The sequence below is a fragment of the Leifsonia tongyongensis genome, from assembly GCF_010686705.1.
In the GTDB taxonomy this organism is placed as follows: Bacteria; Actinomycetota; Actinomycetes; order Actinomycetales; family Microbacteriaceae; genus Diaminobutyricibacter; species Diaminobutyricibacter tongyongensis.
In genome coordinates this window covers 178,975-200,525 of the sequence record NZ_JAAGWY010000004.1, presented here as the reverse complement: position 1 = coordinate 200,525, position 21,551 = coordinate 178,975, and the positions used below count along the sequence as shown (strand labels likewise).

The 21,551-nt window shown below is 68.3% G+C and carries 23 protein-coding genes; 5 read left to right on the top strand and 18 right to left on the bottom strand.

Going from position 1 to position 21,551, the window contains the following annotated elements; translation table 11 throughout:
• Positions 1 to 48: 48 nt before the first annotated feature.
• The 4 genes from G3T36_RS16490 to G3T36_RS16475 all read right to left on the bottom strand — a co-directional run bounded on the left by G3T36_RS16490 (position 49) and on the right by G3T36_RS16475 (position 4,628).
• Positions 49 to 975 carry an NADP-dependent oxidoreductase gene (locus tag G3T36_RS16490; protein ID WP_163290916.1) on the bottom strand — a complete coding sequence of 309 codons (927 nt, stop codon included), beginning with the start codon at positions 973 to 975 and terminating at the stop codon, positions 49 to 51.
• Between the two features lie 72 nt (positions 976 to 1,047).
• A complete protein-coding gene (locus tag G3T36_RS16485) occupies positions 1,048 to 2,076 on the bottom strand; it encodes a 6-phosphofructokinase (RefSeq protein WP_163290915.1) in 1,029 nt (342 codons plus the stop codon).
• A 91-nt stretch (positions 2,077 to 2,167) separates the two neighbouring features.
• On the bottom strand, positions 2,168 to 2,830 hold the full coding sequence (locus tag G3T36_RS16480) for a CYTH domain-containing protein (protein ID WP_163290914.1): 663 nt from the start codon (positions 2,828 to 2,830) through the stop codon (positions 2,168 to 2,170).
• Positions 2,831 to 2,870: 40 nt separating this feature from the next.
• On the bottom strand, positions 2,871 to 4,628 hold the full coding sequence (locus G3T36_RS16475; RefSeq protein WP_163290913.1) for a pyruvate dehydrogenase: 1,758 nt from the start codon (positions 4,626 to 4,628) through the stop codon (positions 2,871 to 2,873).
• Between the two features lie 81 nt (positions 4,629 to 4,709).
• Here G3T36_RS16475 and G3T36_RS16470 point away from each other — a divergent pair, with 81 nt between their 5' ends.
• Complete coding sequence (locus G3T36_RS16470; protein ID WP_163290912.1) at positions 4,710 to 4,898, top strand: hypothetical protein; 189 nt, start codon at positions 4,710 to 4,712, stop codon at positions 4,896 to 4,898.
• 47 nt (positions 4,899 to 4,945) lie between these two features.
• Here G3T36_RS16470 and G3T36_RS16465 read toward each other — a convergent pair whose 3' ends face one another.
• The 3 genes from G3T36_RS16465 to G3T36_RS16455 form a co-directional block, all read right to left on the bottom strand.
• A complete protein-coding gene (locus G3T36_RS16465; protein ID WP_163290911.1) occupies positions 4,946 to 7,117 on the bottom strand; it encodes a DEAD/DEAH box helicase in 2,172 nt (723 codons plus the stop codon).
• A gap of 217 nt (positions 7,118 to 7,334) precedes the next feature.
• Positions 7,335 to 7,676 (bottom strand): DUF6804 family protein, encoded by a 342-nt coding sequence (locus G3T36_RS16460; RefSeq protein WP_163290910.1) that lies wholly within the window; start codon positions 7,674 to 7,676, stop codon positions 7,335 to 7,337.
• A 124-nt stretch (positions 7,677 to 7,800) separates the two neighbouring features.
• Positions 7,801 to 8,226, bottom strand: a complete 426-nt coding sequence (locus G3T36_RS16455; protein WP_163290909.1) for an RbsD/FucU domain-containing protein — start codon at positions 8,224 to 8,226, stop codon at positions 7,801 to 7,803.
• Positions 8,227 to 8,470: 244 nt separating this feature from the next.
• Here G3T36_RS16455 and G3T36_RS16450 point away from each other — a divergent pair, with 244 nt between their 5' ends.
• The 3 genes from G3T36_RS16450 to G3T36_RS16440 are packed head-to-tail and all read left to right on the top strand — an operon-like array spanning position 8,471 to position 10,643.
• Positions 8,471 to 8,749 (top strand): metal-sensing transcriptional repressor, encoded by a 279-nt coding sequence (locus tag G3T36_RS16450; RefSeq protein WP_163290908.1) that lies wholly within the window; start codon positions 8,471 to 8,473, stop codon positions 8,747 to 8,749.
• A gap of 3 nt (positions 8,750 to 8,752) precedes the next feature.
• Positions 8,753 to 9,277 carry an O-acetyl-ADP-ribose deacetylase gene (locus G3T36_RS16445; protein WP_163290907.1) on the top strand — a complete coding sequence of 175 codons (525 nt, stop codon included), beginning with the start codon at positions 8,753 to 8,755 and terminating at the stop codon, positions 9,275 to 9,277.
• A gap of 13 nt (positions 9,278 to 9,290) precedes the next feature.
• Positions 9,291 to 10,643 carry a M20/M25/M40 family metallo-hydrolase gene (locus tag G3T36_RS16440; protein WP_163290906.1) on the top strand — a complete coding sequence of 451 codons (1,353 nt, stop codon included), beginning with the start codon at positions 9,291 to 9,293 and terminating at the stop codon, positions 10,641 to 10,643.
• A 16-nt stretch (positions 10,644 to 10,659) separates the two neighbouring features.
• On the opposite strand, the gene G3T36_RS16435 is transcribed toward G3T36_RS16440, so the two are convergent.
• The 5 genes from G3T36_RS16435 to G3T36_RS16415 all read right to left on the bottom strand — a co-directional run bounded on the left by G3T36_RS16435 (position 10,660) and on the right by G3T36_RS16415 (position 15,693).
• On the bottom strand, positions 10,660 to 11,244 hold the full coding sequence (locus G3T36_RS16435; protein WP_163290905.1) for a GDSL-type esterase/lipase family protein: 585 nt from the start codon (positions 11,242 to 11,244) through the stop codon (positions 10,660 to 10,662).
• 62 nt (positions 11,245 to 11,306) lie between these two features.
• Positions 11,307 to 12,167 (bottom strand): aldehyde dehydrogenase family protein, encoded by an 861-nt coding sequence (locus G3T36_RS16430; RefSeq protein WP_163290904.1) that lies wholly within the window; start codon positions 12,165 to 12,167, stop codon positions 11,307 to 11,309.
• On the bottom strand, positions 12,164 to 13,672 hold the full coding sequence (locus G3T36_RS16425) for an aldehyde dehydrogenase family protein (protein WP_163290903.1): 1,509 nt from the start codon (positions 13,670 to 13,672) through the stop codon (positions 12,164 to 12,166). Before G3T36_RS16425 ends, G3T36_RS16430 begins: the two co-directional genes overlap by 4 nt.
• Positions 13,673 to 13,681: 9 nt before the next feature.
• Positions 13,682 to 14,704 (bottom strand): deoxyribose-phosphate aldolase, encoded by a 1,023-nt coding sequence (gene deoC / locus G3T36_RS16420; protein ID WP_163290902.1) that lies wholly within the window; start codon positions 14,702 to 14,704, stop codon positions 13,682 to 13,684.
• Positions 14,701 to 15,693 carry a sugar-binding transcriptional regulator gene (locus G3T36_RS16415; RefSeq protein WP_163290901.1) on the bottom strand — a complete coding sequence of 331 codons (993 nt, stop codon included), beginning with the start codon at positions 15,691 to 15,693 and terminating at the stop codon, positions 14,701 to 14,703. Before G3T36_RS16415 ends, deoC begins: the two co-directional genes overlap by 4 nt.
• Before the next feature lie 119 nt (positions 15,694 to 15,812).
• Here G3T36_RS16415 and G3T36_RS16410 point away from each other — a divergent pair, with 119 nt between their 5' ends.
• Positions 15,813 to 16,760: an ROK family protein gene (locus G3T36_RS16410; RefSeq protein ID WP_163290900.1), complete on the top strand. Its 948-nt coding sequence runs from the start codon at positions 15,813 to 15,815 to the stop codon at positions 16,758 to 16,760.
• Between the two features lie 21 nt (positions 16,761 to 16,781).
• On the opposite strand, the gene G3T36_RS16405 is transcribed toward G3T36_RS16410, so the two are convergent.
• From G3T36_RS16405 to G3T36_RS16380, 6 genes are read right to left on the bottom strand one after another with little or no spacing between them, the layout of a single operon-like run.
• Positions 16,782 to 18,005 carry an MFS transporter gene (locus tag G3T36_RS16405; protein ID WP_163290899.1) on the bottom strand — a complete coding sequence of 408 codons (1,224 nt, stop codon included), beginning with the start codon at positions 18,003 to 18,005 and terminating at the stop codon, positions 16,782 to 16,784.
• A gap of 51 nt (positions 18,006 to 18,056) precedes the next feature.
• Entirely contained in the window at positions 18,057 to 18,986 is a 930-nt protein-coding gene (locus G3T36_RS16400; protein WP_163290898.1) for a bifunctional riboflavin kinase/FAD synthetase, read from the bottom strand.
• Positions 18,983 to 19,489, bottom strand: a complete 507-nt coding sequence (locus G3T36_RS16395; RefSeq protein WP_163290897.1) for a hypothetical protein — start codon at positions 19,487 to 19,489, stop codon at positions 18,983 to 18,985. Before G3T36_RS16395 ends, G3T36_RS16400 begins: the two co-directional genes overlap by 4 nt.
• Positions 19,490 to 19,515: 26 nt before the next feature.
• Positions 19,516 to 19,884: a hypothetical protein gene (locus tag G3T36_RS16390; RefSeq protein WP_163290896.1), complete on the bottom strand. Its 369-nt coding sequence runs from the start codon at positions 19,882 to 19,884 to the stop codon at positions 19,516 to 19,518.
• Positions 19,881 to 20,840, bottom strand: a complete 960-nt coding sequence (gene truB / locus G3T36_RS16385; protein ID WP_338031615.1) for a tRNA pseudouridine(55) synthase TruB — start codon at positions 20,838 to 20,840, stop codon at positions 19,881 to 19,883. The genes G3T36_RS16390 and truB overlap by 4 nt, the downstream gene beginning before the upstream one ends.
• Positions 20,837 to 21,481 (bottom strand): TetR family transcriptional regulator, encoded by a 645-nt coding sequence (locus G3T36_RS16380; RefSeq protein WP_163290895.1) that lies wholly within the window; start codon positions 21,479 to 21,481, stop codon positions 20,837 to 20,839. The genes truB and G3T36_RS16380 overlap by 4 nt, the downstream gene beginning before the upstream one ends.
• Positions 21,482 to 21,551 lie beyond the last annotated feature (70 nt).

The following is a 21,551-nucleotide window of genomic DNA, read 5'->3' as shown; positions in this document are numbered from 1 at the left end:
GCAGCTGGCCGCCCTGTGCGGTTTTTACGGAGTCTATTACGCACGGTGTCAGTCGGTGACGAGGATGACCTTTCCGCGGACGTGTCCCGCCGCGAGCCGGCGATACGCTTCGGCGGCGCGCTCGATAGGGAAGATCGAGTCGATGGGCAGCACGAGCTCCCCCTGCGCGAGCAGCTCGGCGATCTCGGCGAGGTGGTCGTTCGTCGCCCGGCTTCCGCCGACGTGCGCGGCGCCGCGGGCGGCCGGTCCGTAGGCGGCGATCGTGTTGATCCGCTCGACCGGAACGCCGAGCTCGATCGCGACGTCGATGGTCTCGGGTCCGTGGTTGTCGAGCGCTGCCGTCAGCGGCTGGCCGTCGTGCAGGGATTCCCGGATGCGGTCCGCGAGCCCCTCGCCGTATTCGACGGGGATCACGCCGAGGTCGCTGAGGTAGTCGTGGTTCGCCGCACTCGCGGTCCCGATCACCGTGGCGCCGGCACGGATCGCGAGCTGGCACGCCAGCACCCCGACACCGCCTGCCGCGGCGCTGACGAGGACCGTGTCGGACTCGTCGAGTTCGAGGGATGCGACGCTCGCCATCGCCGTGCGGCCCACCGCGCCGAGCGCACCGGCCACCTCGAAGGTGAGCGCGGCGGGCTTCGGGATGAGCTGCCCGTCCTCCGCGACGATCACGAAGTCGGCTGCAGCCTCGAACGGCTTGCTGCCGAGGACGGCGTCGCCCGGCGTGTAACGCGTGACGCCGGCGCCTACCTCGTCGACGAACCCCGAGAAGTCGTATCCGATCCCGGAGGGGAGCTTCAGTCCGAACGCATTCACGGCGGGTCCGCCGGCCATCGCCTTGTAGTCGACGGCGTTCAGGCCGACCGCCATCACGCGCACCCGGACTTCGCCCGGTCCCGGCCACGGCGGCTGGACGTTGACGACCTTCAGGTTCTCGGGTGGACCGTATTCCTCGAACTGCACGAAACGCGACATCCTCGTCCCTTCACGGTTCTGCGACGACCCCTGCTGCATGGTGATCCCGTTCGGTCTCTTACCCGTACAGTCTTACCCGAACAGTAGCGCGGCTTCGTCGTACCGCTGCTGGGGGACCGTCTTCAGTCCGCCGGTCGCGTCGGCGATGCTGACGTTGACGACGTCGGTGCCCTTCAGCGAGACCATGCTGCCCCACCGCTCCTCGAAGACGGCGTCGATCGCCGCCATGCCGAGACGTGTGGCGAGTACGCGGTCGTAGGCGCTCGGGACGCCGCCGCGTTGCATGTGACCGAGCACGGTCGCCCGCGACTCGATCCCCGTGCGCGCTTCGATCATCGGCGCGAGCATCTCTCCGATGCCGCCCAGGCGGGGACGGTTGAAGGCGTCCAGGCCTTTGTGCGAGTGCGCCTCCTCCATCGTGTCGAGGTGGAAGCCCTCGGATACGACGATCACCGGAGCACGGCCGCGGTCGCGGACCGACTCGACCCATTCGCAGATCTGCTCGATCGACTGCGGCTGCTCCGGGATCAGGATCGCGTGGGCGCCGGCGGCCATCCCCGAGTGCAGGGCGATCCAGCCGACGTGGCGCCCCATGACCTCGACGACCATGCAGCGCTGGTGGGACTCGGCCGTCGTGCGCAGGCGGTCGATCGCCTCTGTCGCGATCTCCACCGCGGTGTCGAAGCCGAACGAGTAGTCGGTCGCGGCGAGGTCGTTGTCGATCGTCTTCGGGACTCCCACGATCTTGATGCCCGCATCCGTCAGTCGTCTGGCCGCCGTGAGGGTTCCTTCACCGCCGATGGCGATGATCGCATCGATCCCGTTCTCGTCCATCACGCGCTGGATGTTCTCGGGGCCCCCGTTGGGGCCTTCGAAGGGATTGGTGCGGCTCGAACCGAGGATCGTGCCACCCTGGCGAGAGAGTCCGCGCACGCTGTGGCGGTCGAGCGGCATGATGTCACCGTCGACGACACCCCGCCAGCCGTAGCGAAACCCGGCGAAACCGGCCTTGTGAACGCGGTCTCCTTTGAGGACGGCCCCGCGGATCACGGCGTTCAGCCCGGGGCAGTCGCCACCGCTCGTGAGAATGCCGATCTTCATGGTGCTCCTAACCTCGTTAACGCCTGAGTCGATCTTGCCGCCTGAGTCGATCTTGCCCGAGCAGGGGCGGCAGCTCCAAAACGCCGTCGGCCTAGCTGCCGAGGGAGTCGACCCCGAGTGCCCTGGCCAGCTTCGATGAGCTGGTGGACGGACGCGCTCCCGCCTCCAGCACTCTCGCCTCGATGTCGTCGAGGAGGGCGGCGCGGCGTTCCCGGGTGTCCGGGGCCGCTTCGAGCAGCTCGACCTCCCATTCGCGCCATCGCCGCACGGACGACGGATCCTCTGGCCCGCGCAGTCCTTCCGAGCTCACGTGGTCGTCGCACAGCTCCGCGATCGCGAAACCGGCTGCGTCCTGGAGGATCACGGTGGTCCGGATGTTCGTGACGCGCGCGAGCGGCTCGAGCGGCGCATCCCCGATGTATTCGCGCACGGCGTCGACGACCTCGCCGGGCGGGGGCTGCGAGCCCGGTTGCACACCCTCTGCCGCGCCCAGCGGCCAACTGAGCTCGGTGCGTCCTTCGTCGCCCGGCAGCTTCACGGTCCAACCCGCATCGCCGCCTCCGTGCCGCACGCGCAGCGCGATCCGGTGGTGGGCCAGTTCGAGGCCCGGAGTGTCGAAGTAGACGGCGACGAGCTCCACTGTTTCGGGGTCGCTCTCGAGGGCGACAGGCCCCGCGCCGACAAGGCGTGGCGGAACAGCCCTCTCGTCGACGTCGTATTTGCGCTCGATCTCGACCTGGCTTCGCTTGGTCATTCCACTTGTCTAGTCGAGGAAACGGCTGGCGCGAAATCGCTCACGGTCGCGGGATGTTCCGCAGGTTCGTCTTGGCCAGTTTCACGGCTTCGCCGACTCCCCCGTTCATCACGACCTTCGACATGGCGAGAGCGAAACCCTTGAGCTGGTCTCCGGTGATGGTCGGCGGAAGGGAGAGCGCCAGCGGATCGGTCACCAGGTCGACGAGGGCAGGCCCGTCGAACGCGAACGCCGCCCGGAGCGCGCCCTCGATCTGGGTCGGCTTCTCGACGCGCTGGCCGAAGATGCCGAGCGACTCGGCGAGGGCCGCATAGTCGACCATCGGGACGTCCACCCCGAAATCCGGGAAGCCGTCGACGAGCATCTCCACCTTCACCATCCCGAGCGTCGAGTTGTTGAACACGATGATCTTCACCGGCAGCTTGTAGGCCGCGACGGTGACGAGCTCGCCCAGCAGCATCGAGAGTCCACCGTCGCCGGACACGGAGACGACCTGCCTGCCCGGATGGCTGAACTGGGCGCCGACGGCCTGCGGGAGGGCGTTGGCCATCGAGCCGTGGAGGAACGAACCGATCAGCCGGCGCTTTCCGTTCGGGTTGATGTACCGAGCCGTCCACACATTGCACATGCCGGTGTCGGCCGTGAAGATGGCGTCGTCCGCGGCCAGGTCGTCGAGCAGGGATGCGGCGAACTCGGGGTGGATCGGCGTCTTGCGTTCGACGTTCTTCGCGTACGCTCCGACGACGGAGTCGAGCAGCTTCGCGTGGTGTTTCAGGGTGCGATCCAGGAACCGGCGATCAGGGGTGCGATCTATCAGCGGAGTGACCGCGGCGATCGTTGCCGCGACATCCCCGTGTAGAGGGACCGTGACACTGGCACGGCGGCCGAGATGCTCTGCCCGTGCATCCACCTGCGCGATCACCACGTCACCGGCGTCGGGGAGGAACTGGTTGTAGGGGAAGTCGGTGCCGAGCAAGAGCAGGAGATCCGCGTCGTGGATGCCGTCGTGGGCGGCTCCATAGCCGAGGAGACCGGTCATCCCGACATCGAACGGGTTGTCGTACTGGATCCACTCCTTTCCGCGGAGCGAATGGCCGAGCGGTGCGGCGAGCAGGTCGGCGAACGCGACCACCTCGTCATGTGCGCCCGCCACCCCGGCGCCGGCGAAGATGGCGACGCGTTTCGCTGCGTTGATCGCGTCGGCCAGGGCACGGACATCACCTTCAGCAGGCACGATGGTCGGCGGCAGGGTCGTCACGAACGCGGGCGCGGTCCCGACCGCATCCAGCTCGGCGATGTCGCCGGGAAGCGACACGACGGCTACGCCTTTCATCGCGATCGCGTGGCGCAGCGCCGAGTTGACCACGCGCGGCGCCTGCTCGGCGGTGGAGACCAGCTCCCGATAGCTGGAGCATTCGACGAACAAGCGATCCGGATGGGTCTCCTGGAAGTACTCCGACCCGATCTGCGCACTCGGGATGTGACTCGCGATCGCCAGGACGGGCGCCCCCGACCGGTGGGCGTCGTACAGGCCGTTGATCAGGTGCAGGTTGCCGGGGCCGCAACTGCCTGCACAGACGGCCAACTCCCCGGTGAGCTGGGCCTCCGCACCCGCCGCGAACGCCGCCGCCTCCTCATTGCGGACGTGGACCCAGTCGATCCCCCCGTTCTTGGCGCCGCCCGTTCGCCGCACCGCGTCGACCAGAGGATTGAGGCTGTCGCCGACGATCCCGTAGATGCGGTGGACGCGTGCGTCGATGAGCTGGGCGATGAGCTGGTCTGCGACTGTCGTGGCCATGCGCCCATTCAACTCCCGGCAGCGTGCAGCGCGCCAGAGCGGGCGTAGACCCCCGGCTGCGGGCGGCGTACCCTTGCAGACATGAGCGATCGCGACACCGATCGGGACGATTCACTCGACGACTTCATCGAGGCGCAGGACGGCGACTACGAGCCCGCCCCGACGCCGTTCGACGCCGACGACGTTCCTGTCGACGAGGATGAGGACGACCTCGTCCCCGACGAGCAGCGCCCCGTGCCGCTCGACCTCGACGACGCCGAGATCGACTAGCCCCTCTCCCCGGCGTCAGTTCTCCCGGGCGTCAGTTCTCCCGGGCGTCAGTTCTCCAGGGCGTCACGGAGCAGCCCCATCAGAGCTTCGAGCTGCACCGAGTCCGCCGAGCCGGGTTCGACATCCGAACCGTCGAGCGCTCGGGCAGCAAGGCCCTTCTTCGCGTCGATCAGTTCGGCGATCTTCGAGTCTATGGTCTGCGCGGCGACGATGCGCCAGGCCGTGACCGGCTCCTCCTGACCGATGCGGTGCACTCGATCGATCGCCTGGGTCTGCTCAGCGGCCGTCCACGACAGTTCGGCCAGCACGACGTTCGAGGCGGCCTGCAGGTTGAGGCCGACGCCGGCCGCGGTGAGTGAGCACACCGCCACCGCCACGGTCGGGTCGTTGTTGAATGCGTCGATCTCCCGTTGCCGCGCGAGAGCCGTCTGGTCGCCGCGGATCGAGATGGTCTTCAGGTCGCGGGAGGCGAACGCCGCCTCCGCCGCATCCATCACGTCGATGTGCTTCGCGAAGAACACCACCTTGCCGACGGAGCGCGCAAGCTGCGCGGTGTAGTCGCTGGCCAGGTTGGCTTTCGCCTGGCCGATCTTGCGCACCATCGTGAAGACGTTCTCGCCGGTCTTCGCCGACTTCGACTCCTCCAGCTCGGACTGCGCGACCAGCCGGATGAGGTGGGCGCGGTGGGCTTCGTCGTCGCCTTCGAAGGAGTCCGGGCGCCCCGCTGCCGCAGCGCGGTTGAAGCGTGCGACCAGCCGCGCCGCGAGCTCGCGCTCAGCCTGGCGGATCGAGCGGCCCAGATCGTCGTCGAGCTCGACCGGCAGGTCCACAACGCGGCGGCTCGGGAGGTCGGCGGCGACATCGATCTTGCGGCGCCGGACGATGCCCATGTCGATCACGGCCTCGCGCGCGGCGGCGTAGAAGCCGAAGTCGGCTGGGGTGAGGCCGGTCTCCTCGAGCTTCTCCATCAGTTTCGGACGCGGCTTCGCGCCGTCGATCCAGCCGAGGAACTGCCAGATGGCACGGAAGTCGTCGATGTCGTTGATCAACGGCGTTCCGGTGAGAGCGAGGAGAAGCGGGTCGCCCGCCGGCGCGGTCGCCCGGATGGCTTCTGCCAGCCCGAGGACGTATTTGCTGCGCTGGGAGTGCAGGTTCTTGATGAAGTGCGCCTCGTCGACGACCATGCCCTTGAAGCCGAGCCTGCTGAGCCACGCGAGGTGCCGGTCGAGCACTTCGTAGTTGACGATGACGACGTCGGCGAACGCATCCAGCCCCTCGCCGTCACCGTGGATGACCGTGGCCCGGCGGTGCGGTGTCCAGAGTTCCACCTCGCGCGCCCAGTTCATCTTGACGACGTTCGGCACGATCGCGAGAAGCGGGTAGGCGCCGGCGACCGAGGCCGCGAGAAGCGACTGGGCGGTTTTGCCGAGTCCCGGCTCGTCGGCGAGGAGGAAACTGCGATGCCCACGGCGGACTTCTTCGACGAAGCGCGCCTGGTGGTGCATCAGTTCGAGGCCAGGAGGCGAGTAGCGGTCGATCGCGGGCGCGGGAGGCAGGTCCATGGAGGCCGCCTGGCCGCCCGATCCGTACTCGAACGATTTGAAGAGCGGTCCGAGGAGCTCCCAGGAGTCGAGGCGACGCCGGGGCGCTGGAGTGGATGCCGCGGCACGCGAGAAATCGGGGGCGAGGAACGGGTTGGAGAGCTGGCGGGCCTTCACCGACTGGGGGACGACCTGCTTCTCGGCGAGTTCGGGCGGGAGCATCGACTCCTGCGGCGGGGCCGGACGTTCGGTGGTGATGATGAGGTCGTCGGGGCTGAGTTCGGTGCCGGATTCGAGGAGCCAGTCACGGCGGAGCTTCTGGGCGGTCGCACTCGGCGGGGCTTCGCTCTCGAGCAGGGCGATGAGGGAGGTGTCGCGAGCAGCGGTCTTCGCGAGGATCGTGGCGATCCCGTCGAGTCGTTTGAGCTGTTCCGCGCGAGCGGCATCGGACAGTTCCGTGTCGGCCTTGGCCCGAGCGCGCTCTTCGCGCATGAGAAATGCGATGACCTGGAATTTCGTGCGGTTCGTCGGCCCGAGTTTCTTGCCGTCGGCGGCCTTCGCTTCGACCTCGCGCACCTTTCGCGCGAGCACCGGGATGAGGCCGTCGTTGTTCGCGTGCCGGGTGCGGCGCTGCTGTGTCGCGCGCGGCGAGGCGCTGCGTTGACCGGAACGGGGCATGGTCCTCCAGTGAGAGCGGGCGGTCGGCTGCGACCGCTGCGCGCCGCCGGTGTGGGCGGGCGACGCCGTGTGGCTGAGATGTCAGCCGTGGCAGCCGGAGAGGGTGATCCCGGCCGAGACGAGCGAGTGCGTCACGAAACCGGTGACGCATTCCCAGTTTACGCGAGAGGAGGCAGTTCGACACCACCGATCCGGTGGGTGTGGCGAACCCTTCGGGTCAGCGTCGGTGATCGACCGGGACCTTGATGACGATCGCCGCGCCGACGAAGACGACCGCCGCGACGAGTTCGAGTCCGCGGAGGACGAGGTCGGCGAGCGTGATCGGCCACACCGGATTCCAGATCACGGCGATCGGAAGGAGCCCGGCCAGCCACCACCATTGCTTCGCCTGCCCGGCGAATACGCACAGGATGAGGGCGAGGATGCTGACGGCGTACTGCACGTACAGGTACCACTCGGTTCCGATGAGCGCGAAGCCGGCGATGAGGACGATGGCCCCGAGGAAGCCGGGTACGAGCGCGCTGCGGGAGAATTCGGGTCTGGCCGCCGGTCGTGTCATAGCTGACCGAGTCTACGGCACCGCGCCGGCGCCCCTGGCCGGGGGCTCCCCGCCCACCGCTCGTTCGCGGCGGACGAGAGACCCGGCCGAATGCGTGGTGCAGGCCGACCCCCTGCACGCGCCCTTAGCAGATGCCTTTCCGGAGGAGGAACGCGCACGGTGGGGCATCTGAGCCCACACGCACGGTCACCACGGACTGACGGGCGAGCGCGACGAATTCGTCGAGCTCGAGGCGTGACATCGAAATGCGGCGGAGTTCGGCATCGGACGCGATGCCGTTCACTGCGAATGCCACGTCTGGCAAGTCGTCGAGGGTGCCTGTGCAGTCCAGAAACGCTATGGGAGCCGGATCGTGGCAGTCGAGCGGAACGACGCTGAGGATCGCGTCTGCCGCGGCCTCTGTCGTCACCTCACCGAGATGAATGACGGGTGAAACGATTTCTTCTTCTGGGTAGCCGCTGCCGACCAACGTAAGGAGGTCGCCATCGTCCATGGAATCCAGAGCGCTTAAAAGCGCGCCGGACAGCAGCGGGCTGAGGTTCTTCAGCAAAGTCGGGCCTTTCCTGTTAAACGAATATTTCTCAACCCCTACGCAGAGCATAGACCCGTCTGTTTAGGGCACCCCACCCCCCGTTATGGGGTAATTCACGTGACGCGCCGGGAAACCAGACCCATTCCGGGGGACGTATCTGCTAGGCGCAGATGCTGTCGGCGGCATATATCGCCTGCCCACCCGAAGGAGGGCTCACGGTACCCCTGAGGGGTATACACGTTCGAAGAGTATCGTGTGACCTGTGATCGCAGACATCAAGAAGCGCGCCCTCCACCGCGCCCGCATCCTCGAAGGCCAGCTTCGGGGCGTCGAGAAGATGATCGAGAACGAGGACTACTGTGTCGACATCCTCACGCAATCCCTCGCCATCCAGAAATCACTCGGCTCCCTCAACAAGCTCCTGGTGGAGAACCACCTCAGGACCCATGTGGCCGAAATGTTCGAAGAAGGCGGAAGCACGCGCGACGCTGCCATCGCCGAACTGCTGAAAGTGTACGAACTCTCCAACAACCGCAGCTGACCGATGAGCGGCATCGAGATCGTGCGCGGCGACATCACCGACGAACAGGTCGATGCGATCGTCAACGCCGCCAACAGTTCACTGCTCGGTGGCGGCGGCGTCGACGGCGCGATCCACAGGGCCGGCGGCCCCGAGATCCTCGAGGAGTGCCGCCGGCTGCGAGCGACGACGTACCCCGACGGGCTGCCGACCGGCCAGGCGGTGGCCACGACGGCGGGGCGCCTCGACGCACGCTGGGTGATCCACACGGTCGGCCCCGTCTGGTCGGCCACGGACGACCGCACTCCCCTGTTGCAGGACGCGTACCGCTCGTCACTGCGGGTGGCGCGCGAACTGGGTGCCACGAGCATCGCCTTCCCGGCGATCTCGGCCGGCATCTACGGATGGCCGATGAACGATGCCGCTCGTACGGCGATCAGCACGGTGCGCTCGGTGCTCGCCGCCTCCACCGGGACGGTGGAGCGGGTGCGGTTCGTGCTCTTCTCCGACACCGCGCTTGCCGCGTTCCGAGCGGCCGCCGGTGAATGAGTACAGTCGATCCATGCCCGACTGCGCCCTGGAACACGAGAACGCCGTGGCTGTGGATCGGTTCCGTGAACTCCTGCGTATCCCGACGATGTCCCGCAACGAGATCGAGACGACCCAGTGGCAGTACTTCGACTCCTTCGTCGAGGCACTTCCCCGCCTCTACCCCGAACTCCACGCCACGGTCGAGCGCACCCTCATCGCGCGCCACTCGATGCTCTACCGCTGGGCAGGGCGCGAGCCCGGCGCGCCGACGATTCTGATGGCGCACTACGACGTCGTCCCCGCCGAGGAGGAGGGCTGGGAGCATCCGCCGTTCGCCGCCGACCTGGTCGGGTCTGACCAGGATCGGGTGCTCTGGGGCCGCGGGACGCTCGACGACAAGGGTGCGCTCGTCGCGATCCTCGAGGCGGTCGACGCGCTCGTGGGCGCCGGTCACCTGCCGCAGCACGACGTCTACCTGAGCTTCGGGCACGACGAGGAGACCACCGGCAAAGGCGCGCAGGCCGTTGTCGCGCACCTGGCGGAGCGAGGCATCCGGCCGGCCATGGTCGTCGACGAGGGCGGTGCGATCGTGGAGGGCGTCTTCCCCGCCGTGCACGACCCGATAGCCGTGGTCGGGGTCAGCGAGAAGGGGATCACCACGCTGCGACTGCAGGTGAGCCAGCCCGGCGGCCACGCCTCGACCCCGCCCCGGATGAGCGCGCCAGTGCGTCTCGCGCGTGCGATCACCCGCCTGAACGGACGGCCCTTCCCGGCGCGCCTGTCGGAGACCGACCTGCAGATGATCGAGACGCTGGGCGGCCACGCCAGTGGGCCGCTGCGGCACGTGTTCACGCGGGCGCGCCTGCTCAAGCCGCTCCTGATCGCAGCGTTCGGGCGCCTCAGCGACGAGACCAGGGCGATCGTGCGGACGACCACGGCCGTCACCCGGCTGAGCGGGAGCCTCGCCTCCAACGCCCTCGCCGAAGAGGCCTACGCAGAGGTGAATGTGCGGATCGCGGTCGGTTCGACCGTCGAGGAGACGCTGCGCCACGTCCGCCGTGCGATCGGCGACCCGTTCGTCGAGGTGATCGTCGTCGACGCCAACGAGCCTTCCTCTGTCTCGCCGACCAGCGGGGCGGAATGGGAGTCGATCCGGGAGAGCATCGCAGAGACCTTCCCGGAGGCGATCGTCTCGCCCTACGTGATGCTCGGCGCAAGCGACAGCAGGCACTTCACAGCCATCAGCGACGCGGTGTACCGGTTCACCCCGTTCGAGATGAGCACCGAGGAGCGCGGCACCCTGCACGCCCGCAACGAACGTATCCGGGTGGCGACCTGGCTGCGCGGGATCGGCTTCTACGCCGCGCTGCTGCGTTCGCGCTGACGACGCTGGGGAACGCTCACGGCCCAGTCCAGCCGCGCAGGTCGGGCAACTGGATCGCCCGGCTCGACGGCGGCTGTTGGCGCAGGCGCTCGAGCGCGGGCCTCAACTCGGCGATCCACGCGCTGTAGCCCGCCTCGTTGAGGTGCAGGCGGTCGTCGGAGTACGCCGGATTCAGTTCACCGTCTTCGAGGGCGAGCGCCGGCCACAGGTCGAGCCACTGTGCGTGAATCGTCGGAGCGAACTGCCAGAGGTGCCTGTTCACGTCGCGGATCTCGGGTGCGAACTCGTGCCCGCGCGGCATCACGGACTGCACCAGGATGCGCGTCTCCGGCAGGTCCCGTCGCAGCGTGACGAGAATGGTCTCGACATTGCGCACGATGTGCTCGGCCGACCTGCGCCAGGCGAGATCGTTGGTTCCGATGAGCAGCACGATCGAGCCAGGCCCGGAGTCGATCACCTCGCTCAGCCTGACGATGACGTCATCGGTGGTGTTGCCGCTGACCCCGAAATTCAGCACATCCTCGTCAGGAAACCACTCCTCCCAGCGGCCCGCCTGGGTCAGGCTGTCGCCGACGAACGCAGTGGCTCCGAATTCCGACATGTATCCATCATCACCCGCGCGGCTCCGAACCGCCAGCGCGCCGACCGACGACGACCCGTCGATCAGATGAGGCTCTTGGTGTGCCAGACGGTCTTGGTCTCCGTGAACGCCGTGATCCGATCGAGGCTGGGCGCCGCTGCATCCGCCCCGTTCTCCGGCGGCAGGACGCGCTTCAGCGTCTCGGCGGCCGCGATCTGCAGGTCGACCCAGTCGAGGTCACCGGCGCCGACCAGGTCGACGGCGTTGACATCGGAATGGGATGCGAGCCACGGAGCGATCTCGGCCGGCGAGCCGGTCAGGATGTTCACCACGCCGCCCGGGACGTCGCTGGTCGCGAGCACCTCGCTCAGGCTGATCGCCGACAGCGGGAACCGCTCGCTCGCGACGACGACCACCGTGTTCCCGGCCACGAGGGCGGGAGCGACGGCACTGACGAATCCGAGGAGGCTGGAGCCCTGTGGGGCGATGACGGCGACGACACCGGTCGGCTCGGGAACCGAGATGTTGAAGTAGGGGCCGGCGACCGGGTTGGCGTTGCCGGCCACCTGGGCGAACTTGTCGGTCCATCCGGCGTACCAGACCCAGCGGTCGATCGCTTCATCGACCTGAGCACCTGCGACGGACGCGGTGACGCCCTCCGCGTGGACGATCTCGTCGACGAACTGCGCACGACGCCCCTCGAGGAGTTCGGCGATGCGGTAGAGCACCTGGCCGCGGTTGTAGGCGGTCGCACCGGCCCATCCGCCGAGAGCCGCACGGGCGGCGACGACGGCGTCACGCGCATCCTTGCGGGATGCTTTGGCCGCGTTCGCCAGGAACGCGCCCTTGGCCGAGACGACCTCAAAGGTGCGACCCGACTCGCTGCGCGGGAACTTTCCGCCGATGTACAGCTTGTAGGTCTTCGGCACGGCGAGGCGGCTCATTTCTTCGCTCCCTTGGTGGAGGTGGAGGTGGATGCGGGTGCTGTGACGGCCTTCGCGGCAGACGCCGAAATGGCCGGCTTAAGGTAGGCAGCCAGTCCGTGGCGACCACCCTCGCGGCCGTAGCCCGACTCCTTGTAGCCGCCGAACGGGCTCGACGGGTCGAACCGGTTGAACGTGTTCGCCCAGACCACTCCGGCGCGCAGCTTGTCGGCGACCGCGAGGATGCGGCTGCCCTTGTCGCTCCAGATGCCGGCCGAAAGCCCGTACGGCGTGTTGTTCGCTTTGGCGATCGCCTCGGCCGGGGTGCGGAACGACAGCACGGACAGCACCGGCCCGAAGATCTCTTCGCGGGCGATGCGGTGGCTGGTCGACACGTTCGTGAAGATCGTGGGTGCGAACCAGAAGCCGTTCTCCGGGATGTCGCAGGCCGGGCTCCAGCGTTCGGCCCCCTCGGCCTCGCCGATGTCGGACAGCTCACGGATGCGCTGCAGCTGTTCGGCACTGTTGATGGCGCCGATGTCGGTGTTCTTGTCCAGCGGGTCGCCGAGGCGGAGCGTCGACAGTCGCGTCTTCAGGCGGTCGACGACCTCGTCGTGGATGTTCTCCTGTACCAGGAGGCGGCTGCCTGCGCAGCAGACGTGGCCCTGGTTGAAGAAGATGCCGTTGACGATGCCTTCGATGGCCTGGTCGATCGGAGCATCGTCGAACACGATGTTCGCCGCTTTGCCGCCGAGCTCGAGGGTCAGCTTCTTGTCCGTGCCGGCCACCGAACGTGCGATCTCGCGACCCACGGCCGTCGAACCGGTGAAGGCGACCTTGTTGACGTCGGGGTGGTTCACCAGGAGCCGCCCGGTCTCGCCCGCACCGGTGACGATGTTGACGACACCCGCCGGGAGGTCGGCCTGCTGCACGATCTCGGCGAAGAGCAGTGCGGTCAGGGGCGTGGTCTCCGCCGGCTTGAGCACGACCGTGTTGCCCGCCGCGAGCGCGGGGGCGATCTTCCACGCGAGCATCAGCAGCGGGAAGTTCCACGGGATGACCTGGGCTGCGACCCCGAGCGCGCGCGGAGCGGGGCCGAGACCGGCGTGGTCGAGCTTGTCGGCCCATCCCGCGTAGTAGAAGAACCACGCCGCGACGAGCGGGACATCCACATCCCGGCTCTCCTTGATCGGCTTGCCGTTGTCGAGGCTCTCGGCGACGGCGAGCTCGCGGGAGCGCTCCTGGATGAGGCGGGCGATGCGGAACAGGTATTTGCCGCGGTCCGAGCCGCTCATGCGTGACCAGACCCGGTCGTAGGCGCGGCGCGCTGCCGCGACCGCCGTGTCGATGTCGCCCGCGTCGGCGGTGGCGATCGTCGCGATGCGCTCTTCGGATGCGGGCGAGATGGTCTGGAAGGCCGGGCCGCCGCCGTCGACGAACTCGCCGTCGATGAAGAGGCCGTACTGGTCGCGAAGATTCAGGATCGACCGCGACTCGGGCGCAGGTGCGTATTCGAGGAAACTCATTGTCTGTCCTTAGTCGATCGTCACGTAGTCGGCGCCGGAGTAGTGCCCGGTCGTCATCTTCTGCCGCTGGAGCAGCACATCGTTCAGCAGGCTGGAGGCGCCGAACCGGAACAGGTGCGGCTGCAGCCACTCTTCGCCTGCGGTCTCGGCGACCGTCACGAGGTATTTGATCGCATCCTTCGATGAGCGGATGCCGCCGGCCGGCTTCACGCCGATCTTCTCGCCCGTGAGCCGGTGCCAGTCGCGCACGACCTCGAGCATCGAGAGGGTGACGGGCAGTGTCGCCGCCGGGGAGACCTTGCCGGTGGAGGTCTTGATGAAGTCGCCTCCGGCGAGGATGGAGAGCCAGGATGCGCGGCGCACGTTGTCGTACGTGTTCAGCTCCCCCGTCTCGAGGATCACTTTGAGGTGAGCGTAGGTGCCGTCGGGGCGACGGCAGGCCTCCTTGACGGCCACGATCTCATCGAACACGAGACCGTAGCGGCCGGCGAGGAAGGCGCCACGGTCGATGACCATGTCGATCTCGTCGGCTCCCGCGGCCACCGCATCCGCCGTATCGGCGAGTTTCACTGTGAGCGAGGCCCGCCCGCTGGGGAAGGCCGTGGCGACCGCTGCGACGGCGATGCCGCCGGGGTTCTTCGCCACGTGGGCGTCGCCGAGCGCTGCGACCGCATAGGGGACCATGTCGCCGTATACGCACACCGCAGCGACCCGTGGCGTGGTGAGGTCGCCCGGGTCCGGCGTCATGGCTTTCGCCACGAGCGACCGCACCTTGCCGGGGGTGTCGGCGCCTTCGAGGGTGGTGAGGTCGATGAGCTCGATGATCTTGTCGAGGGCCCAGCGCTTGCTGGAGGTCTTGATGGAGCGCGTGCCCAGACCGCCCGCGCGTTGTTCGAGGCCGACGGCGTCGACCCCGGGGATGCCTTCGAGGTAGCGGCGCAGGCTGGCCTCAGTGAGGTCACCGCCCAGCACGTCCACTGCGCGTGCTGCCGGCGCGAGGGATCGCACGGGCGGCGTTGTTTCGATGGTCACTTCACTCCTTCGATTCTGACGGGGTCGCCGACAGCGTTGCCGGCGGTCGTCGACCTGCCGAGCAGGTCGTTGGCGGTCGCTTCGTCGGTGATGAGCGTGGTGCACAGACCGCTCGAGACGACCGCGTGGGCGATCCGGTGCTTGGATTCGCCGGCGATGACCGCGATGCTGACGCGCGCGGCCCGCAATTCGTCGAGCGTGATGCCGAGGGTGCGGCCGTTCAGCTCCTCGTCGGCCACGAAGCCGTCTTCGGTGATGAACCGGCCGACGACATCGCCGACGGCGCCCTTCTCGGCGAGGCTGCGCACGTCCTCGGCGGTCAGGTAGCCGCTGTCGACGTGCACCGAGCTGGCGTCGACGACGCCGGCGCTGAACAGGTACGCGGATGCGTTCCGCGCGATCTCGAGCACGCTCTGAACGGCGCGGTCCGCTTCGATCGCGCGACGCGTCGCCGCCTGTTCGAAGATCGCCGGACTGGGCAGCAGCGTCGCCGTCCCCTGGGCTTTGCGCGCGATGACGACGGCGGTGTCGGCTGCGGCTGTCGCCTGCCGGGTGCTGCTGACGCTGCCGTTGATCTGCACGGGGTTGACGCCGACGGCCCAGCCGGGCCGCAGTCGTGCGGCCACCGCGTGGAGCGTGCGGCCCCAGCTCACGCCGAGGACGCGGGGAACGGGCCGCAGGGTCGTGAGGTAGTCGGCGGCCGCCTGCGCGACCCTGGCCTGCACGTCGGAGTCGGAGTCGATGGTGGGCACGACGACCGCGTCAGCGAGGTCGTAGAAGCCGCAGAGTTCGCGTTCGAGCGAGAAGCGCCTGGCGCTCGGGTGGACGATCTCGATCCGGACGAAACCCTGCTCGCGGGCCTGCACCAGGAGCCGGCCGACCTTCCATCGGCTCACGCTGAGCGCAAGCCCGATCTCGTCCTGCGTCTTGCCCGCCTCGTAATAGAGTTCGGCTGCTTTCACGGCGAGGATCTCGTCGCTGTCATTCATCGCGGCTGTCTCCCTTCGCACGATGCACCCTCAACAGCTTAAGAAGCCATTCGCGCCGGAGCAACGCTTGCGCGCTGTTTGCTCATATGAGCATCCCTTGTTTCGCCTACTCTTGACGGGTGCGCACACCCCTTGCCCTCGCTGTCGACTTCGGTGGCACCAAAGTCGAATCCGCTCTCGTCGATGCCGACGGCGCGGTCGTTCCCGGATCGCGGCACCGTCAACCGACGGGCCGAGCCGCCACCTCCGATGCGCTGGAGCACTCCGTTGCGACCGTCGTCCGCGACGCGCTCTCAACCGTTCCGCCCGACGGCGAGGTGATCGGCATCGGGATCGGCTGCGCCGGCCCCATCGAACGGGTCGACGGTCTCGTGTCCCCGCTCAATGTGCCCGCCTGGCGCGACTACCCGATGCGGTCCTTCGTCGCAGGGGTCGCAGAGGCCGCCGGCCACGACGTGCCCGCCGAACTCGAGATGGACGGGGTCGCCATCACCATGGCCGAGCACTGGGTCGGTGCGGCACAGGGCGTCGACAACGTCATGGGCATGGTGGTCTCGACCGGGATCGGCGGCGGGCTGATCGTCGGCGGCCGTGTCATCACCGGCCCGACCGGCAACGCCGGCCACATCGGTCACGTCGATGTCGGCGGTATGACCGGGGAGAACACCTTCGGCAGCCCCACCGCGCTCGAGGCCATCGCCTCCGGTCCCCACACGGTCGCCTGGGCGCGCAGCCACGGCTTCACCGGCGCGACCGGTGAAGACCTCGCCGCAGCGTACGCAGCCGGGGACCCGATCGCACGCCAGGCCATCGAACGCACCGGCGAGGCGGTCGGCCGTGCCATCGCATCCGCCACAGCGCTCGTCGACCTCGAACTCGTCGCCATCGGGGGCGGCTTCTCACAGTCCACACCCGACCTGTTCGATGTCGTCCGTGCGACGATCGCGCGCCACTACTTCGAATTCGTCCGCAAGGTGAGGGTCGTGCCGTCCGCACTCTCCGGCGAAGGCCCGCTCATCGGAGCAGGCGCGCTCGTTCACCGGGCGCACCTGCTGTCCCGACGCTGACCCGACCCCCGGTCAACGGAGTCAGCGAAGTCGGAAACTGTCCTCGAGCTGGTGCGGGCGCGCGACGACCGAGCCGGCGACCGCCGCGGCTGCCGCGGTGGCCAGCAGCACGACGAGTGCGAGCGTCCATTGGCCCGTCACCTGGTGCAGGACGCCCACGACGAGCGGGCCGAGGGCGCCGAGCGTGTAGCCGACGCCCTGGACGAACCCGCTGAGCGCGACGGCCCCCTCGTGCGTGCGCGTGCGAACGTTGATGAGCACGAGCGAGAGCGGGAAGAGCAGCGGCCCGAGCCCGGCGAACACCACCCAGACCCAGGTCGCCGTCGATGGGGCCAGGATGAGTCCGAGATAGCCCACCACGAAGCAGGCGACGGCGGCGTAGACCAGCAGGGCGACATTCTTCAGCCGCGCCGCCAGGAGCGGGACGAGCAGACTGGACGGGATGCCCATCGCGGCGTAGAGCGAGAGCAGGGCGCCGGCCTCGACCGGGTCGGACCCGGCGGTGTCGTGGAGGATCTCGGGCAGCCACGCGAACATCGCGTACGCGTTCACAGCCGATACGGCGAAGATGATCATGAGCGACCACCCGATCGCGGTGTGCCAGACCCGGCCGAACAGGCGCGGCTCCGGCTCCTCGACCTCGACGTCGTGGTCGGGATGCGCGGGCCGGTGCGAGACCAGGATGCGCAGCCACGGGAGCACCGCCAGAAGGCTCAGCGCGCCCCACATGCCCACGGAGGTGCGCCAGCCCAGGCTGTCCGCGACCGGAACCGCGATGAGCGGCGGAAGCAGCGTACTGACCGACATGACGGTTGCGTAGAGCGACGTGACGAGCCCGATCCGGTCGGGGAAGTACCTCTTGACGAGCGGCGGGAGCAGCACGTTGCCCACCCCCATGCCGGCGAACGCGATGGCAGACCCGACGGCCAGCACCACGAACGACCCGGAAAGGGCGCGCACCAGGTCGCCGAGCAGGATGGCCACCAGCGAGAAGACCATGACGGTCTCGAGACTCGCGCGGCGGGTGAAGGCCGGAGCGAGGATCCCGAAGACCGCGAAGCAGACCGGGGGCAGCATCCCGAGCACGCCGACGCCGATGCTGGTGAGTGCGAAATCCACGCGGATCTGGGCGAAGATCGGCGACAATGCGGCGACCGCGGTCCGCAGGTTCGCCGCGACGAGCAGGATGCCCAGAAGAGCGAGCGTCCTGCCGTGCCAGAGGGGGCGTTGCGGGGAGTCCGACACCACTCGATCCTATCGGGGACGCTCGGGCCCCCCGGTCAGGAGCCCTCCCGGTCAGGAAAGGATGACGCGGGCCTGCTCGACGTCCGCCGCGATCTGCGCGATCAGCGGTTCGATCCCGGAGAAGGCGACCATGCCCCGGATGCGCTCGACGAACGCGATCTCGACGCGGTGGTCGTACAGGTCCAGATCCTCGTCGAGGACATACGCTTCGACCTGCTTCTGGGGCACGCCCTCGAAGGTCGGGTTGTTGCCTACCGAGATGGCCGCCGGGTAGCGCACGCCGTCGTCGGTCAGCCAGCCCGCGTAGATGCCGTCGGCGGGGATCAGGCCCTCCGACTCGGGAGACAGGTTGGCGGTGGGGAAGCCGAGTTCCCTCCCCCTCTTCGCACCGTGCACGACGACACCCCGAACGGTCGGCACATGGCCGAGGAGGCGCGCCGCATGGGCGACGTCGCCCTCCGCGAGCAGTTCACGGATCCAGGTCGAGGACACCCGTCGCCCGCCTTCCGGGCGCACGTCGTCGATGAGACGGACCACGAAACCGAACCTCCTGCCGAGTGCCTCGAGTGCGGCGACGTCGCCTGCACCGTGCGCACCGAACCGGAAATCGGTGCCGACCAGCACCACACGGGCGTGGAGCCGGTCGACCAGGATGCTCTCCACGAAGTCTTCTGGGCTCAGGTCGGCCGTCTGCCTGTCGAAGGTCAGCAGCAGTGTCGCCTCGACACCGGTGCCGGCCAGCAGGTCGAGCTTCTGCTCGATGCCGGTCAGCGAGGCGGGGCACTTCTCGGGCGCCAGGAGTTCGAGCGGATTCCGGTCGAACGTGATGACGGTCGCCGTCAGGCCCTGCTCGGCGGCAGCGCGGTCGAGGGTCGCGATGACCGCCCGGTGCCCGGAGTGCACGCCGTCGAACTTGCCGATCGTGACGGCGCTGGGGCCGAAATCGGCCGGAACGGCCTCGAGCGTCCTGAAGACCTTCACGACATACCGGCTTCGGTGGATTCCGCGGTCTCGCCGACCTCGGCAGGAACAGGCTTGTTCTTCGACAGCCAGAGCATGCCCAGGATCGGAAGGACGAGCGGGACGAAGAGATAGCCCATGCCGTAGACCGACCACACCGTCGCCTGCCGCCCGAAGGGGTCGATGCTGGTGAGCCCGAGCGTCTCGGGCGCGAACAGGCTGAGGGTGCCGATCACCAGCACGCCGGCCAGCTCGAACGAGATGGTGAACCACGCGACGCGGTACCAGACCGCTCCCGGAGCGATCAGCGCGATGGTCGCCACGATGTAGACGATGGCGGCCAGCCCGGACAGCGTGAACGCGACGGGCGCCTCGCCGAAGCGGTCGATGATCTGGAAGACGCTGCGCCCCGTGGCCGCGAGCGCGAGGATGCCGTAGACGAGGATGAGGAGACGGCCGACGCCGGTGATACGCGGTCTTCTGGTCTTGGCGTGCTGGTGCACGGCGGGGGTCTGTTCTGGCATCGCCTTACGATTCTAGACGCGTGCCGCTAGGTGCCCTGCACGAACCAGATCTGCCCCATCCGGTACACCATGACCGCGATCGCGAGGCACACGGCACCGAGGATGACGGTGCTCCACCTGTTGCGTTCGACGAGCGCCCAGAACCCCCCGGCGAGGGGCAGGATGAGGGCTGAGATCAGGTAGATGTAGAACTCGGCGAGGCTCCCGGTCGGCTCGTTCCCGACGACTGGGGCGATGATCGTCACGACGAGCTGGGCGACGAGGAGGAGTTCCACGAGCGCGACGGCGCCCATCGTCAGGTCGGAAGGCACCCGCCCGGCGAGCCCGAGCACGATGCAGAGCACACCGGCGATGCACGCGACGGCCACCTGGACCGCCGTGAACCATTCGATCATGCCCCGGCGCCCTCGGCGATCTCGTCGGCCGGGAAGTTGACCAGGGTCCTGGCCTCCTTGCCGTGGAACTCGATCAGGCCGACGAGATGGCCGGTCGGAGCGATGGCCGCGACGGGCTCACCCCCGCCCTCACGGTCGGGTACGTGGATGCGCTTGCCGTGGCCGAGGTCCAGCGCCTGCTGCTCGGTCAGGTCGAACCGTTCGAAGAGGCGCGCGGCCGCATCGGCGGGCGGGATGATGCGCGCCACGACGTCCATGTCCTCCAGCGGGCGCGCATCCGCCACGTCGAAGGGCCCCACCCGCGTCCGCCGCAGCCGGGTCAGGTGACCTCCGACGCCGAGAGCGGCGCCCAGGTCGCGGGCGAGTGAACGGATGTACGTCCCCGACGAGCACACGACCCGGACGTCGAGGTCGATGCCGGCCAGGAGGCCGTCGACGACGCGTTCGGAGCCGAGGAGTTCGAAGGTCGACACGGTCACGGGCCGTGCCGGGAGCACGACCTCCTCGCCGGCGCGCACGCGCGCGTAGGCCCGCTTGCCGTCGACTTTGATCGCACTCACCGAACTGGGGACCTGTTCGATCTCGCCCGTGAGGTCGGCGATCGCTGCGAGCACGGCATCCGGCTGCACCGCGTCGAGCGCGGCGGCGGCCGCCTCCGAGAGGATCTCGCCCTCCGCGTCGTCGGTCGTGGTCGAAGCGCCGAGCCGGATCGTCGCGAGGTACTCCTTGTCCGTGCCCACGATGTAGGTGAGCAGGCGCGTCGAGCTCTGGATGCCCAGGATGAGCAGACCCGTCGCCATCGGATCGAGCGTTCCGGCATGCCCGACCTTGCGCGTCGCCGCCAGGCGCCTGGTGCGCGCGACCACGTCGTGGCTGGTCCAGCCTTCCGGCTTGTCGACGAGCAGGATGCCGCTCGGCGCGGGCGTCCCGGCGAGCACTCCTTCGGTGAGGCTCACGCTTCGGCCCCGACCGCTCGTGACTCGCCTGCCGCTTCGAGAGCGGCCAGGTCGAGGACCATCTGCAGTTTCGTGCCGAACGTCGACTGGAGCAGTTCGCGCGCGGCGTCGTCGGTCAGGTACTCGTCGGGCATCCGCAGCCCCAGCACGGTGTTGAGCAGCATGCCGTGGGCGAGGAAGTCGCGGATGCGCTCAGCGTCGAAGCCGGCTTCGTCGCGCAGCAGCCGGTAGATCGTGAGGAAGCCTTCGCGCGCTTTGCGGCCGACGACGGGATCGCCGCCCATGCTGAAGGCCTGCATCAGGGAGAGCAGGATCCCGCGGTCCTCGATGAGGTTGACGTAGGCGAAGCCGATGCGCACGTGCAGGTCGTCGTCCGGTTCGTCGGTGTCCCGGCTCTCGGCGAGCACGGAGCGGAACGCCTCGATGAGCTTGCCGACCGCGCGGTCGAGGACTTCGAGGAAGAGGTTCTCCTTGCTGCCGAACATGCGCACGACGTACGGCTGGCTGATGCCTGCTGCGCGGGCGATCTGGTCGGTGGTCGCGCCGAAGTACCCGCGCTCGCCGAAGACGAGGCTCGCCGCCGCGAGGATCGACTCGCGTCGTTCACCTGCAGGAATCCGCTCGGCCGATTTGTCTTTCACGCTTGACAGGTTATCAGTCGATTACTACTCTGTGGCTTAGTAATCATCCAATAACCACAATCCTCTCTCC